This window comes from Devosia sp. BK, assembly GCF_032907385.1.
Classification (GTDB): domain Bacteria; phylum Pseudomonadota; class Alphaproteobacteria; order Rhizobiales; family Devosiaceae; genus Devosia.
In genome coordinates this window covers 2093089-2105732 of the sequence record NZ_JAIMBX010000001.1, presented here as the reverse complement: position 1 = coordinate 2105732, position 12644 = coordinate 2093089, and the positions used below count along the sequence as shown (strand labels likewise).

The window sequence follows — 12644 nt, the reverse complement described above, 5'->3', positions numbered from 1 at the left end:
GAGGCTGGGAGGGGGGGGCCGGGAGGGGGAGGCCGGGAGGGGGGCGGCAATCACCATACTTGCGGCGCATTGGCCCGAGCCTATATCCCTGCATCATGCCTCTTATCGATCCCCACCCCATCGACGCTGCTGCAGTTCTTGTCTGGTATGATCGGCATGCGCGGGATTTGCCGTGGCGTGTGCCGCCGGCCGATCGGGCGCGTGGGATCAGGCCGGACCCGTATCGCGTCTGGCTGAGCGAAGTGATGCTGCAGCAAACGACCGTTGCCGCTGTTCGCAATTATTTCCTGCGTTTCACCGCGCTTTGGCCGACGGTGCATGATCTTGCAGCTGCGCCGCTCGACGCATTGCTGCGCGAATGGGCCGGGCTTGGATATTACGCGCGGGCGCGCAATCTTCATGCCTGCGCCCAGGTAGTTGTCGAGCAGCATGGCGGCGTGTTTCCCAACACTTCGGCCGGCCTGCAGACGTTGCCGGGGATTGGCGCCTATACCAGCGCTGCGATTGCCGCGATCTGCTTTGATGAGGAGATTGCGGTGCTCGATGGCAATCTCGACCGTGTGCTTGCGCGCTACTATGCGCTGCCGGTTCCGGTGCGTGAGGCAAAGGACGAATTGCGGGCCGCCCTGCAACTGAGCGTTCCGAAGAGGTCGGGCGATTTTGCGCAGGCCATGATGGATTTGGGCGCCACGATCTGCGCGCCGCGGACAGCATCTTGTCTGATTTGTCCGCTCCAGCCCGAGTGTCTTGGCACACGCACAGGCAATCCAACCATGTTTCCGATCAAGCCGGTGAAAGCGGAACGTCCGACCCGACGTGGCCATGCCTTCGTCATGACCGACGCCAGCGGCGACGTTTATCTCCAGTCTCGGCCAGGAAAAGGGCTGCTGGCGGGCATGACCGAAGTGCCGACATCGGAATGGAGCGCAGACCCCGGAGCGGTGGTGCATCCCGTTTCAGCGGAGTGGCGGCACCGGGGACAGGTGGTCCACATTTTTACCCATTTCCGGCTTGAGCTCGAAATATGGTCGGCTGAAGTTGCTCCAGATGGTCTCGAAAATGGCTGGTGGGCCCCTGCCAGCGCGCTAAAAGGCGAGGCATTGCCGACGCTGTTCAGAAAGGTGCTGGCTCAGGCGGGGTTGGAATAACGCACTTGCACTCCCGGCGCAGAGACGCGCCTATTCCGGCAAACTCGCCTTGACGAGAGCGCGCAACTGGCGCGCGAGCATCGGTCCTTCAAGCTGGCTGGCGGAATAGCCTTCGCGCGCAATGGCCTGCTTTACTTCGGTGACGCTGGCGAATTTGCCGCTTTTGGCAAGCTCGAACGCACGTTCGAGAGCGGTGATATTTGGCTTCATATTGTTCCCCGTGGTTGAAAGCCCAATCGGGGCGAGAAAGGCCGCCAGCGGGCGGCCTATCCGTGAGCTTTAGAACGCTGCTTACTGAGCGAGCGTAAGATTGATAGCAGATTCACGGCCGTCACGACCGGTTTCTACTTCGTAGCTGACCTTGTCGTTTTCATAGAGGCCATCAACGCCCGAGCGCTGAACAGCCGAAATGTGAACGAAGTGATCCTTGCCACCGGTTTCAGGCGTGATGAAGCCAAAACCTTTGGTGGCGTTGAAGAATTTTACAGTGCCGTTGATGCGGGACATTTTGTATTCCTGGGTAGCTCGGAGCCGAAGCGAAACGAGCGGTTTCCCCCTGCGACATGCAAGAGGGTCTAGAACGTTCGCAAGTAGATCAGAGCGCCGAGGACCGGAAATGACCGGCAGACACAGCCGACTTAGGCTGAAAACGTATGCTGCACTTATCGCATTCAATCGTGTCTTTGGCAAGGCGGGCGTTTGTCAGCCTCGGAGGCCGGCAAAGACCTAAGATATTGTTCGTAAAAAGAGACCGTCGTTTTTGGTCTCAAACGACAGGACGAGGCGGCATTCTATTGTGGTCTTGATCGCCGTCGGCTCTTAAATGCTTTTTTTCCAGCGGCGGTCGAATTATAGCCCCATCTGCGCCATCATGCTTCCGTTCGAATGGACTGTGAGATGTGTCTTGATGAAGCGCGCCCTTTTTGCCCTTTGCTGCCTCTTCGCCCATATTGCCGAAGCGAACGTGGCTTTGGCAGGGGAGTTCGACGACTTTTTGGTGGGCCAGGGTTGCGCGATTGGCCCGCAGACCACTGACCTTGCTGTCGCGGCAGGGTTTTCCGCAGACGCACTGAGCGCGGTGGTTACCGAAGCGGAAGACGATCCCGAAACCTTTCGGACGGGAGACTGGATTGTGCTGCCGTCGAGCCTTTGCGTCATCGCGCCACCGGCTGTGAAAAGTCAGATCCGGATCGACGATCCTGAGGTCGTGGCCGTCACCTCGGGGATTGACGACTATGCTGAATTGGGCGAGCGCGGCTGTTTCCTTGATGGTCCGGGGCTGCCCAGCACGGTGGAACAGACACGCGGCTGGGATGCGGAAACGGCGAATACAGAATATCTGCGCTTCCTCGCCGAGAACCTGCGGGCCGGCACGATTGCCTTTTTCAAGGACGATCCACTGAGCACGCCGGTGGGCATACAGGTGCTGACCGGCGAATGCGCCGAGGTGCCCAGTATCGCCGAAATTCGGGCCAATCAGGCGCTGCGTGATCGCTATTTCGATGATCTCATCCGCGAAAACGCGACGAAAGTTGGCTGTGAGGAGGATGGGGGGCCGGGCATTGCCTTCATGGAACTCGCTGCCGAGCGCACAAAGGGCAAAAATACCAATGCTTGGCTGTTTGCGGAGGTAAGGTTCATTGCCATGGGCGCGGGCTGGTATGCGGGCATGAGCGCTACCGAGAGGGGCACGCCGCGTCCACCGCTTTGCACCTACGAAACGCCGCGGCCATGAATATCCTGCGCAATCTGTTCGGCCCGAAGTCGAAGAGGGCTGTGTCCGCGCCGGATGGTCCGCCTGCGCGAGACCTTGCTGGCACTGGAAGCGAAAATCCGCTCACGGCCTTACTGTCTGCCTGGGGGCTGCCGCTCGATGAGCCGCGTTCGGCGATCGAAGCGCGCAATGGCATCGTTTCGGACCCGATTTACAACTGGCCTACCCTGCTGCTGCCGGAGGCGGAGCAATTGCCGGGGGCGATGCGGCCTTGGGCGGCCTATGTCCATGATCGCATACCGCCGCAATTCCCGATCAGCCGCTTTAGCGGTCTTGTCTGGCTGGCGGACGATGCGGATTTCAATCTCCGTCGCACCGGCGAGCACATCGCCAAAACCCTTGGCCCGGCGCCGATCGGCCGTCGCTGGAACACGGTTGTGGCGTCCTGGACCTCGGACCTGGCGGAAATCCGGCTGACGGCGTGGCCGCCGCATCTGCAATCGGACAATCTCCAGAACCCCGCGGAGGAGCGCTATCCGCGCCTGCGGTCCGCGTGCCATGTGGAAATCGCCACGGGACTTTGCCTGACGCTGAGCGAAGTGGAGAGGCAATGGGTTTCGTCGAGCCAGCGGCTGCGAACCCTTTCGATTGGCGGCACTCCACCGCAATCCAGCGCGCCACTGGAGACGCAGCTCGAATATGCCCGTCGACTGGAGGCGGGGATTAGTACCGAGCCCAGGCTGAGCATAGCGGCAGGTGGCGAGGCCTTGGTGGTTCTCTCGAGCCAGCTCTACGTCATCCCGCGATCCGCCATTCGCCGACTGGAGGTCGTCCGCCTGACACCTGCCAAAGGCAGCGGCGGCGCCACGCTCTACGCCATTTGCGACAGTGCCGCGCCAAACTCCGAGGGCCAGTCGCTCTTTCTTGCCGCCGATCCCAAGACCGATGGGCTCAATGAATTTGCGCAAAACCTTGCGGACCAGATCGGTTGTCCGCTCGACATCGGACAAGCTTTTGCTGATTGCTGACCCTCAATCCCGAGATCAGAATGAACCGTACCGCCGACATTCAACTGCTTCCGCACGATCTGGCCGACGCCAATAAGCTGCAATTCATCAATTCATTGCGGCGGCCGCGGGGGATTTTGAGCGTGCTGCTTCTCTCGGCTGCCCTCTCGACGATATTTGCGCTTCTGGTTTGGGACGAGGGCAATGCCCTCCCGATTGCCGCTTTCACGATCGTCTCGCCGCTGGCCGTGCTTGCCGGGCCGGCCTTTGTGGTCTGGGTCATCAATCCGGGTACGGCGCGCCGGATTTTCAAACAGCAGGCGAGCCTTAGAAAACCCTATGCGATTGCTTGGGACGAGGCCCACTATCTCGCCCATTCCGATCTCGGCAATACGAAGCTGCCCTGGAGCGACCTTTTCCGCGTCGAGCACAACGACAAGCTGATCGTGCTCTTTGAATCGCAGAACCTGCGCCGCATCATTCCGCTGCGCTTTCTGTCACCCGAGCAGCGCGCCGACATCGAAGGCGTCATCGCAGCGGCTGCGCCGCAGGCGATGGCGCGGAAATGGAAATGAGGTATCCGTGACCCTTATCCGCATTCGGCCGGCCGACGTTAGAGACAAAGACGCACTCAAAAGTCTTCTCGATCTCTCGTGGTTGACCCATTGGGCGCCTCATGTGCATGCCGCATCCGTAGTGCGCTATCGGGGCGAACGCCCGGCGCATGGCTATGTCGATTCCCGTTGGCAGAACTTTGTGGTCGCCGAGCGCGATGGCGTTGTCCTCGGTATGTTTGACCTAGACGCATCATATCTGCATGCAATTCACGTGCATCCCGAGGCGATAGGGAGCGGCTTGGGAAAAGCCTTGATGGACCATGCGGAGGAGAATGGCGCGGCCGTGCTTGACGTTCGCGTCTTCAATAGGAATGCCATAGACTTTTACCAGCATCGCGGCTGGCAGAAAACCGAAGAATGTGATGCCATCCGAGATGGGTACGCCGACTCGATCGATCACTATGGTGCTGCCCCGAAACGGGTTTGGCTGACCAAACCATTTTCCTGGGAGCGACGGGCAGGTTCGCGCATTCTTCTTCAAAGAGGAGATGCGAATGGATGCTTCCAAGGGAAATTTTACGGGTCGCTGGCTGCATGAGGGTGATTGGCAGGGCAAGGATTTCAGCCACGAATTTGCCGAATACGATCATGACGAACACCCCGGCGCGCAAGGGGCGACGCCGATGCGCCATGCCTATGTCGAGCAGGGTGGGCAGCAAGTGGCCGTGTGGGTGCCGGCGGAATGGTCGGATGCGCAGGTGCGACAAGCTCTGGAATCCAACTGGTAGGCTTAAACCTTGAGGTTGGAGTCTAGAAATTTCGCCACGTCGTCGAGCACCGGGGCCATACGTCGTCCCGGACGGCTCAAGGCGATGAGGGTCTGTGGGTGGCCGAGTTGCGGATAGTGTTTTTCCTCGACGGTCACACCTACACCGCGCAAGCGCTTGGCCAAGGCTACGGTGTTTCTTGGGTAGACCAGCCCGTCCTTGTCGCCGGTTGCGAGGAACATGGGGGCGGCCGTGTTCCTGACATGCTCGATGGGCTGGGTGTCGCGCGGATTTGGGACGGCGCCAAAGGTGCGCATGGTGATTTTGCCGTCGAAGGGAAAGAAATCATATGGCCCTGACAGCCCGACGACGCAGCGCACGCTCTTGGTTATGGTTGACTGCGCCAGATAATTCGGATGGAGCGCGAGCATGATGGCGTTATAGGCGCCAGCCGAATGGCCCATCAGGCCGATCCGTGAGGAGTCCCCGCCAAATTCCGAGATAGTGGCTTCGACCCATTTCAAGGCCATGAAGCAATCATCGAGGAAGGCCGGATATTCGACTTCGGGCAGGAGGCGATAATCGGCGACGACGGTTACATAGCCGAGGGCCGCGAGCGCGCGGCCGGCAAAATCGTAATTGTGCCGATCCCCATCCATCCAGGAGCCGCCATAGATGAAAAAGACCACCGGCAGCGGCCCAGAAGGGTTGCGCGGCGCATAGATATCGAGCTTTTGGCGCGGCTCAGCGCCGTAGGCAAGGTCGCGTGCGATCTTCTCAGATCCCGCGTCCTTCGGGGTTAAAGCATTGAATATCTGAAGCAACGACCACACGGCTAACGCCCTCACCAAACCGACGCAGCAACGTCAGCGAGGACGAAAATGTTTCGTCTCCTGTTTGTTCGCGCATCGATTTATTGAATGGCTATCGCCGCGGGGCGCGGCATCACGTTTTCCGAAAACAAAAAGGCCGCTGGGGCAAACCAGCGGCCAGTTTAAGAGCCTGAGTGATTGGAGGTCAGGATCAGGCAGAAAGCAAATCAAGTTTTTGGCGCACACTTGCCCGGAGGACATCGATGGGCTCGGTTACGCCAAGAAAGTCGTGGTGCCAGAAGGTCCACCCGTTGCATGCCTCAGCACCCTGAACCAATGCGCCGACCTTGTGGATCGACCCCTGGTGCGGACCTGAGACGAGCGAGCCGTCTGCACGAACCATGGCAGAGTAACGTTTCGTTAAGTCGAAAAGTTGCGCACCCGGTTCGATCAAGCCTTGTTCAACGAGCGACCCGAAGGGAATGCGCGTTTCCTTGCGCTTCGGGGTGACCGATTGCAGCGCATCGAACACGGCTGGACGGATCGAGGCGATGCGCTGGCGGGCCGCTGCGACATAGGTGTCCTCGCGCTCGATGCCGATGAAGTGGCGGCCAAGCTTGCGGGCGACGGCGCCGGTTGTGCCGGTGCCGAAGAACGGGTCGAGCACGATATCGCCCGGCTTGGTCGTCGCATTGAGAATGCGGAACAACAGGGCTTCGGGCTTTTGGGTCGGATGAACCTTGCCGTCGTCTTCGTCTTTCAGACGTTCGGCGCCGGTGCAGATCGGGAAGAGCCAATCGGACCGCATCTGCGTGTCGTCATTGGCAAGCTTCATGGCTTCATAATTGAAGGTCACGCGGCTCTTCTGGCTTCTCGAGGCCCAGATCAGCGTTTCGTGCGCATTGGTGAACCGGGTGCCACGGAAATTGGGCATCGGGTTGGCCTTGCGCCAGATGACGTCGTTGAGCATCCAGAAATCGAGATCCTGGAGCGCCGTGCCGACGCGGAAGATATTGTGATAAGAGCCGATGACCCAGAGGGCGCCATCGGGCTTCAGGACGCGGCGGGCGGCCTTCAGCCAGCCGCGAGTAAAGGCGTCATAGTGGGCAAACGAATCGAACTTGTCCCAATCATCATCGACCGCATCGACCTTTGACTGGTCGGGGCGCGTGAGCCCCTCGGCCAGTTGCAGGTTATAGGGCGGATCGGCAAAGATGAGATCGACGGAGCCGGCCGGCAAGGCATTCATGTGGTCGATGCAATCGCCCACAAGAATGGTGTCGATCGGAAGGCGAACAGCCTCCTCCGCATCGGCCAACGGGGCCGTACGCGCGGTACGCAACATGCAACTATCCCTAACGCAGTACTAACCCTGCCTTTGTACTTTGTCAGGGTTAATGGAGCGTTCGCAAGGGGTTAGCGAGGGGTTAACTCTCGACTACAACCACGGTCTGCGTGACGAGAAGCGCGGCTACCGGGGCAAAAGCCGAGCGGTGATGGCGGCAAGGGCCGTGCAAATTCAACGCCTTGAGGTGGGCCGCCGTGCCATAGCCCTTGTGGCCGGCAAAGCCGAAATTTGGCGCGTCGCAATCCATGATTGCGCACATGCGATCACGCATCACTTTGGCAACGATGGAGGCGGCGGCGATCGAGACGCTGCGGCCATCGCCCCCGATCAGCGCAATGCCGGGGCAGGCGAGCATGGGCGGCACATCGCGGCCATCGACGAGGACGCAATCGGCAGCGCAGGGAAGGGCGCGAACGGCGCGGGCCATGGCGGCGAGAGTGGCGCCGCGGATATTGAGGCTGAGGATGTCCGAGGGCGGGGCGCTGACAACGGACACATCGGCGACGGCAAGAATTTCGGCAAAGAGCTCTTCGCGTCGTTCGGCGGTGAGTTTTTTGGAGTCGTTGAGACCTTGTGGGATGCGTTCGGGGTCGAGACGCACGGCGGCAACGACGACGGGCCCGGCAAGGGGGCCGCGGCCGGCTTCATCGACACCGACGACGCACTGCGCACCACGGGCATAGGCCATGGCTTCGTGGGAGAAATCGGGGAAATCGGCCTCGGGCGCGAAGAGCTCTGCGCTGGTTTCCAAAATTGCTGCTGTTGCCGCCTTGCGTGCCATCAGCTCCTGCCGGTCATCGTCTGGTCTTTTTCTCAGGCGCACTGGTATAAGAGTCTGGCCGGGGGGCAAAGACGAGAGTTTGTTATGCGCTTCGCCATCGCCCTTGCCGCCCTCATCGCCTTCGCCGCGCCTGGTATGGCTCAGCCTTTCCATCATCCCTATGGCGAATGGCGCGAATATTTTCGCGATTGGCTTGCCTCGTGCCCCGACAATATCAACGAGGATGCGACCGACTTTTATGGCTATTCCTGCTTTGCCAGCACAGGGAGCCAGACGAGGAACAGCGCCAATCTGCCGGCCTATAAGCTGACGCTGATCCGCAACCGGCTCGACGGCACGCTCGATGTGGCGATCACCATTGCGACCGACAAAACCGCCTATGACGAGACGCGCCCGATGCGGCTGCTGTTTTCCGGCTCGGTTCCGGTGATGCTCAATATGGGCGCGGAAATCGAGACGCGTTTTAACACGACCAACCAGTATTTCGTCGCCGATCCCGAGCTGGCGCTGAGCCTGATCGAGCAGATGAAAGAGCGTACATCGCTAAAGCTCGTCGTGCCGATTGTCGGCGAGGGTAAGCCGGCTGAAATCTGGCTGTCGCTACAGGGCGTCATGGCCTCGCTCGATTTCATGGCGACCAATGCGCGCAAGATCGCGCAATACTGAGACACCCCCTAAGCCAACAGAGCTGTTGACGAATGCGCTGCGTTCGTGTGGTTTCGCGCCGCTTATTTAGGGACGAACCATGACACTCAAGCCTGGCGCTGGCCTGCTTTTCGATATCGATGGCACTCTCGTGGAAAGCGATCCGCTGCATCTCGAGGCTTTCAACCGAGCCTTTGCGCCCTATGGTCATCATTTCGATCGCGAGCGCTTTGGGCGGGAGTTGCATGGGCTCGCTAATGAGGCGATCGGCGCGCGCTTTTTGCCGGGCGAGACCAAAGAGCGGCAGTGGGACATCATGATGAGCAAGGAAGCGCTGTTCCGCGAACTGGCTTCTGAAGGGATCGAACCAGTGCATGGGCTGTTCGAATTGCTCGATTGGGCGGATTCGATCGGTTTGCCGGCGGTGGCGGTGACCAATGCACCGCGGGATAATGCCGAGCAGTTGTTGAATTCGATCGGCGCGCGGCCTCGCTTCAAGGGGCTGGTGATCGCGGACGAGCTGGAACACGGCAAGCCGCATCCTCTGCCTTATCTCGAAGGGCTGCGGATATTGGGGGCGGAAGCGGCGAACTGTGTGGCGTTCGAGGATTCGCGCACGGGGCTGAAATCGGCGACGTCGGCGGGAATTGCGACGATCGGCATGGCGACGGGGCTTGAGCCGGCGCAATTGGTCGAGGCCGGTGCGACGCTGGCGGCGCGGGATTATCGGGATGCGGCGTTGCTGGAGTTTGTCAAAGGTCGCGTTTTAGCTTAGTGGACCTTGGAGCTCACTGAGAAATCCCCCTCACCGACTCGGCCTTCGGCCGAGCCACCTCTCCCCGAGGGGGAGAGGAATAAGAGGGGCCATTGCCAACCGCTAAAACAAACTCATCTGTTTGCTTTCCAGCTGGGGCTGGATGAAGAGGTCGGTGCGGAGGCTTGGGAGTTTGGCGTCGAGTTCGTAGCGTTCGCGGGCTTTTTCGAAGCGTTGGCGGAGGAGGGTGGCGTAGGGGCCTTCGCCGGTCATGCGCGTGCCGAAACGGGAGTCATAGTCCTTCCCGCCGCGGGTGTCGCGGACGAGCGAGAGAACATGGCGGACCCGATCGGGGAAGTGGCGGAGGAGCCATTCGCGAAACACGTCGCGGACTTCGCCGGGAAGGCGAAGGAGGATCATTGAGGCGCTGAGCGCTCCCTGGGCCTTGCCGGCATCGAGAATGCGTTCGAGTTCCATGTCGTTGATCGCCGGGATCATCGGTGAGGCAAAGATCGCGGTGGGCACGCCGGCTTCGCTGAGGAGCCGGATGGCTTCAAGGCGACGGGCGGGCGAGGACGCGCGCGGCTCCATCTTGCGGCTGAGCTTGTGATCCATCGATGTCACCGAAATCGCGACCTTCACGAGGCCGAGCTTGGCCAGTTCGGTCAGGAGATCGAGATCGCGCAGGATCAGCGCCGACTTGGTGGTGATCATCACCGGATGGCGCGTTTCGAGCATGACCTCGAGGATGGAGCGGGTCAGCTTATGCTTGCGTTCAGCCGGCTGATAGGGATCGGTATTGGTGCCCATGGCGATGGGTTTGGGTCGATAGGATTTGGCCGATAGTTCGGCGCGCAGGGCTTCGACGGCATTGGTCTTGACGTAGATCTCGCGCTCGAAATCGACGCCCGCCGAATGGCCGAGATAGGCGTGAGTGGGGCGGGCATAGCAATAGGAACAGCCGTGCTCGCAGCCGCGATAGGCGTTGATCGAGCGCTCGAAGCCGATATCGGGGCTGTCATTGCTGGTGATGATGGATTTGGCGCGCTCGGCATGTTCGACCGTTTCGAAGGTCGGCAGCGTTTCGACCGAACCCCAGCCATCGTCAAAATTCTCGCGCGCATGGGTCTCGAAGCGGCCGGACCGGTTGGTCTGGGCGCCGCGGCCACGGATGCGATCGGAATTGAGCAGCTCGCGCCGAGCGAGGTCCGCATCGCGGCTCTGGCTCAAGCGTTCGAGGGCTTCGAAAGACGGGGCCTGATAGAGGGCCATGAGAAATCTCCCTAATCCCGGGACGCTTCGGAATCGAACCGGGAACAGGACCGAATCTAGCAATCGGAACGGAACGCAACAAGAACAAAGTTCTACTTATGTTCTCATTTTTTGTTTCGCATTGCAGCGTTGCGACGCTCGGACTGGACGCTTTGAAGCGGAGATCCTATCAAGGGCAACTGTTTAAGGGGTGGCGCATCGGGGCCAGACGATCGGGCCTGAATATGCTTCCAATCGGCCAGCAATTTGTGGCTGCTGACATCCCCTGTCGCAGAAAAAATAAAAGAGCGATGTCGAACCGTAAAGACGCGGAGCGTCGTACGGATGTCGCGCGCTTGAGAGAGGGTTTGGAAATGACAACTGATACTGTTGGCTTCGACGGCTTGCCGCAAAGCGCACCGCACCATCCGGACAATGCCGCGCGCAATCGGCTGGTGATCGCGCTTTTGCTGGTGTCGACCTTCGTGGTGTTTCTCAACGAAACCATCATGAGCGTCGCCATTCCGCACCTGATGACCGATCTCGATATCAGCGCCAGCACCGCGCAATGGCTGACGACGGCATTTCTTCTTACGATGGCCGTGGTGATCCCGATCACCGGCTTTCTGCTGCAGCGGCTGAACACGCGGCCGATCTATATGATCGCCATGACCGTCTTCGCCGTGGGTACGGCTATTTGCGCCGTGTCGCCAGGGATCGAACTGCTGATCGCCGGGCGCGTGGTGCAGGCCATTGGTACGGCCATCATGATGCCGCTGCTGATGACGACCGTCATGACGCTGGTGCCGCCCGAAAGCCGCGGCAAAATCATGGGTAATATCTCGATTGTCATGTCGGTGGCGCCGGCCATCGGCCCGACCATCGGCGGGTTTATCCTTGCCCATTTCGAGTGGCGCTTCATGTTCTATTTCACCCTGCCCATCGCGATCCTAGCGCTCGTGATCGGGGCGAGCCGTATCCGCAATGTGTCGACGCCGCGCTTCGCGCCGCTAGATATCCTGTCGGTAATCCTCTCGGCCTTTGCCTTTGGCGGCATCGTCTATGGGCTCTCGAGCCTCGGGGAAGGCGCAGAGCATGGCTCGGCGGTCCCGGCCTGGGTTCCGATTGTCGTGGGTGTCGTTTCGATGGCGCTGTTTGTGCAGCGTCAGTTCGGCCTGCAGAATGACGACAAGGCGCTGCTCGATCTGCGGACCCTCCAGCACCGGAATTATACGCTGGCGCTGATCACCATGGCGATCGCGATGGTGGCGCTGCTTGGTAGCTCGATCCTCTTGCCGATCTATACCCAGAAGGTGCTTGGCCTCGATACGCTGCAGACGGGCATGATCCTGCTGCCGGGCGGCCTGCTCATGGGTGTGCTTGGGCCTGTCGTCGGCCGGCTTTATGACCGGGTGGGGCCGCGGCCGCTTCTGGTGCCCGGCGTAATCGCCGTGTCGGCTGTGATGTGGGCGCTGACCATGGTCAGCCAATATACCCCGATCTGGGGTGTGATCGCCGGCCATATCGTCCTCAGCATTGGTCTTGCTTTCACCTTCACCCCACTCTTCACCTCGTCGATGAGCTCGGTGCCGCCAAAATTCTATTCGCATGCGAGCGCTATTCTGGGCTCGGTACAGCAGGTGGCGGGTGCCGCGGGTATCGCGCTTTTCGTGGCGGTGATGAGCCTGCAGACCGCTTCGGGTGCTGCCGCCGGGCTTGGTGAAGTCGATGCACTGGCCGCCGGTATTCGTGCGGGCTTCCTCTGCGGTGCAGTGGTTTCGGTGCTGATGATCGTCGCGGCCTTCTTCGTGAAGAGGCCGGAAGGCGGTCACGGCGGCCCGGCAATGGGCCACTAGAAAC

The 12644-nt window shown here is 60.4% G+C and carries 15 protein-coding genes; 9 read left to right on the top strand and 6 right to left on the bottom strand.

Going from position 1 to position 12644, the window contains the following annotated elements; translation table 11 throughout:
• Positions 1-119 precede the first annotated feature (119 nt).
• Positions 120-1148, top strand: coding sequence for an A/G-specific adenine glycosylase (locus tag DevBK_RS10240; protein ID WP_410494067.1), 1029 nt, complete (start codon positions 120-122; stop codon positions 1146-1148).
• Between the two features lie 30 nt (positions 1149-1178).
• Here DevBK_RS10240 and DevBK_RS10235 read toward each other — a convergent pair whose 3' ends face one another.
• Both DevBK_RS10235 and DevBK_RS10230 read right to left on the bottom strand, forming a co-directional pair.
• Positions 1179-1358, bottom strand: a complete 180-nt coding sequence (locus tag DevBK_RS10235; RefSeq protein ID WP_317185348.1) for a hypothetical protein — start codon at positions 1356-1358, stop codon at positions 1179-1181.
• A gap of 81 nt (positions 1359-1439) precedes the next feature.
• Positions 1440-1655 carry a cold-shock protein gene (locus DevBK_RS10230; protein WP_061907832.1) on the bottom strand — a complete coding sequence of 72 codons (216 nt, stop codon included), beginning with the start codon at positions 1653-1655 and terminating at the stop codon, positions 1440-1442.
• A 400-nt stretch (positions 1656-2055) separates the two neighbouring features.
• Between DevBK_RS10230 and DevBK_RS10225 the strand changes: the two genes are divergently transcribed.
• From DevBK_RS10225 to DevBK_RS10205, 5 genes are read left to right on the top strand one after another with little or no spacing between them, the layout of a single operon-like run.
• Positions 2056-2883, top strand: a complete 828-nt coding sequence (locus DevBK_RS10225; RefSeq protein ID WP_317185347.1) for a hypothetical protein — start codon at positions 2056-2058, stop codon at positions 2881-2883.
• Positions 2880-3890 carry a hypothetical protein gene (locus tag DevBK_RS10220; protein ID WP_317185346.1) on the top strand — a complete coding sequence of 337 codons (1011 nt, stop codon included), beginning with the start codon at positions 2880-2882 and terminating at the stop codon, positions 3888-3890. The genes DevBK_RS10225 and DevBK_RS10220 overlap by 4 nt, the downstream gene beginning before the upstream one ends.
• Positions 3891-3910: 20 nt before the next feature.
• Entirely contained in the window at positions 3911-4444 is a 534-nt protein-coding gene (locus DevBK_RS10215) for a YcxB family protein (protein WP_317185345.1), read from the top strand.
• Positions 4445-4451: 7 nt separating this feature from the next.
• A complete protein-coding gene (locus tag DevBK_RS10210) occupies positions 4452-5024 on the top strand; it encodes a GNAT family N-acetyltransferase (protein ID WP_317185344.1) in 573 nt (190 codons plus the stop codon).
• The gene (locus tag DevBK_RS10205; RefSeq protein ID WP_061907837.1) at positions 4981-5214 is read left to right on the top strand and encodes a hypothetical protein; all 234 of its coding nucleotides are present in this window, start codon (positions 4981-4983) and stop codon (positions 5212-5214) included. Before DevBK_RS10210 ends, DevBK_RS10205 begins: the two co-directional genes overlap by 44 nt.
• A 2-nt stretch (positions 5215-5216) precedes the next feature.
• Here DevBK_RS10205 and DevBK_RS10200 read toward each other — a convergent pair whose 3' ends face one another.
• The 3 genes from DevBK_RS10200 to DevBK_RS10190 form a co-directional block, all read right to left on the bottom strand.
• Entirely contained in the window at positions 5217-6026 is an 810-nt protein-coding gene (locus tag DevBK_RS10200; protein WP_317185343.1) for an alpha/beta hydrolase, read from the bottom strand.
• Between the two features lie 190 nt (positions 6027-6216).
• Positions 6217-7350 carry a site-specific DNA-methyltransferase gene (locus tag DevBK_RS10195; protein WP_317185342.1) on the bottom strand — a complete coding sequence of 378 codons (1134 nt, stop codon included), beginning with the start codon at positions 7348-7350 and terminating at the stop codon, positions 6217-6219.
• Positions 7351-7432: 82 nt separating this feature from the next.
• On the bottom strand, positions 7433-8134 hold the full coding sequence (locus DevBK_RS10190) for a ribonuclease HII (RefSeq protein WP_062629084.1): 702 nt from the start codon (positions 8132-8134) through the stop codon (positions 7433-7435).
• Positions 8135-8218: 84 nt separating this feature from the next.
• Here DevBK_RS10190 and DevBK_RS10185 point away from each other — a divergent pair, with 84 nt between their 5' ends.
• Together DevBK_RS10185 and DevBK_RS10180 are read left to right on the top strand one after the other, a co-directional pair.
• On the top strand, positions 8219-8800 hold the full coding sequence (locus DevBK_RS10185) for a hypothetical protein (protein ID WP_062629083.1): 582 nt from the start codon (positions 8219-8221) through the stop codon (positions 8798-8800).
• 79 nt (positions 8801-8879) lie between these two features.
• The gene (locus DevBK_RS10180; protein ID WP_317185341.1) at positions 8880-9554 is read left to right on the top strand and encodes an HAD-IA family hydrolase; all 675 of its coding nucleotides are present in this window, start codon (positions 8880-8882) and stop codon (positions 9552-9554) included.
• A gap of 102 nt (positions 9555-9656) precedes the next feature.
• Here the strand turns inward: DevBK_RS10180 and DevBK_RS10175 are convergent, their stop codons facing one another.
• Entirely contained in the window at positions 9657-10805 is a 1149-nt protein-coding gene (locus DevBK_RS10175; protein WP_317185340.1) for a PA0069 family radical SAM protein, read from the bottom strand.
• A 353-nt stretch (positions 10806-11158) separates the two neighbouring features.
• Between DevBK_RS10175 and DevBK_RS10170 the strand changes: the two genes are divergently transcribed.
• Positions 11159-12640 (top strand): MDR family MFS transporter, encoded by a 1482-nt coding sequence (locus tag DevBK_RS10170; RefSeq protein WP_317185339.1) that lies wholly within the window; start codon positions 11159-11161, stop codon positions 12638-12640.
• The last annotated feature ends 4 nt before the right edge of the window (positions 12641-12644 follow it).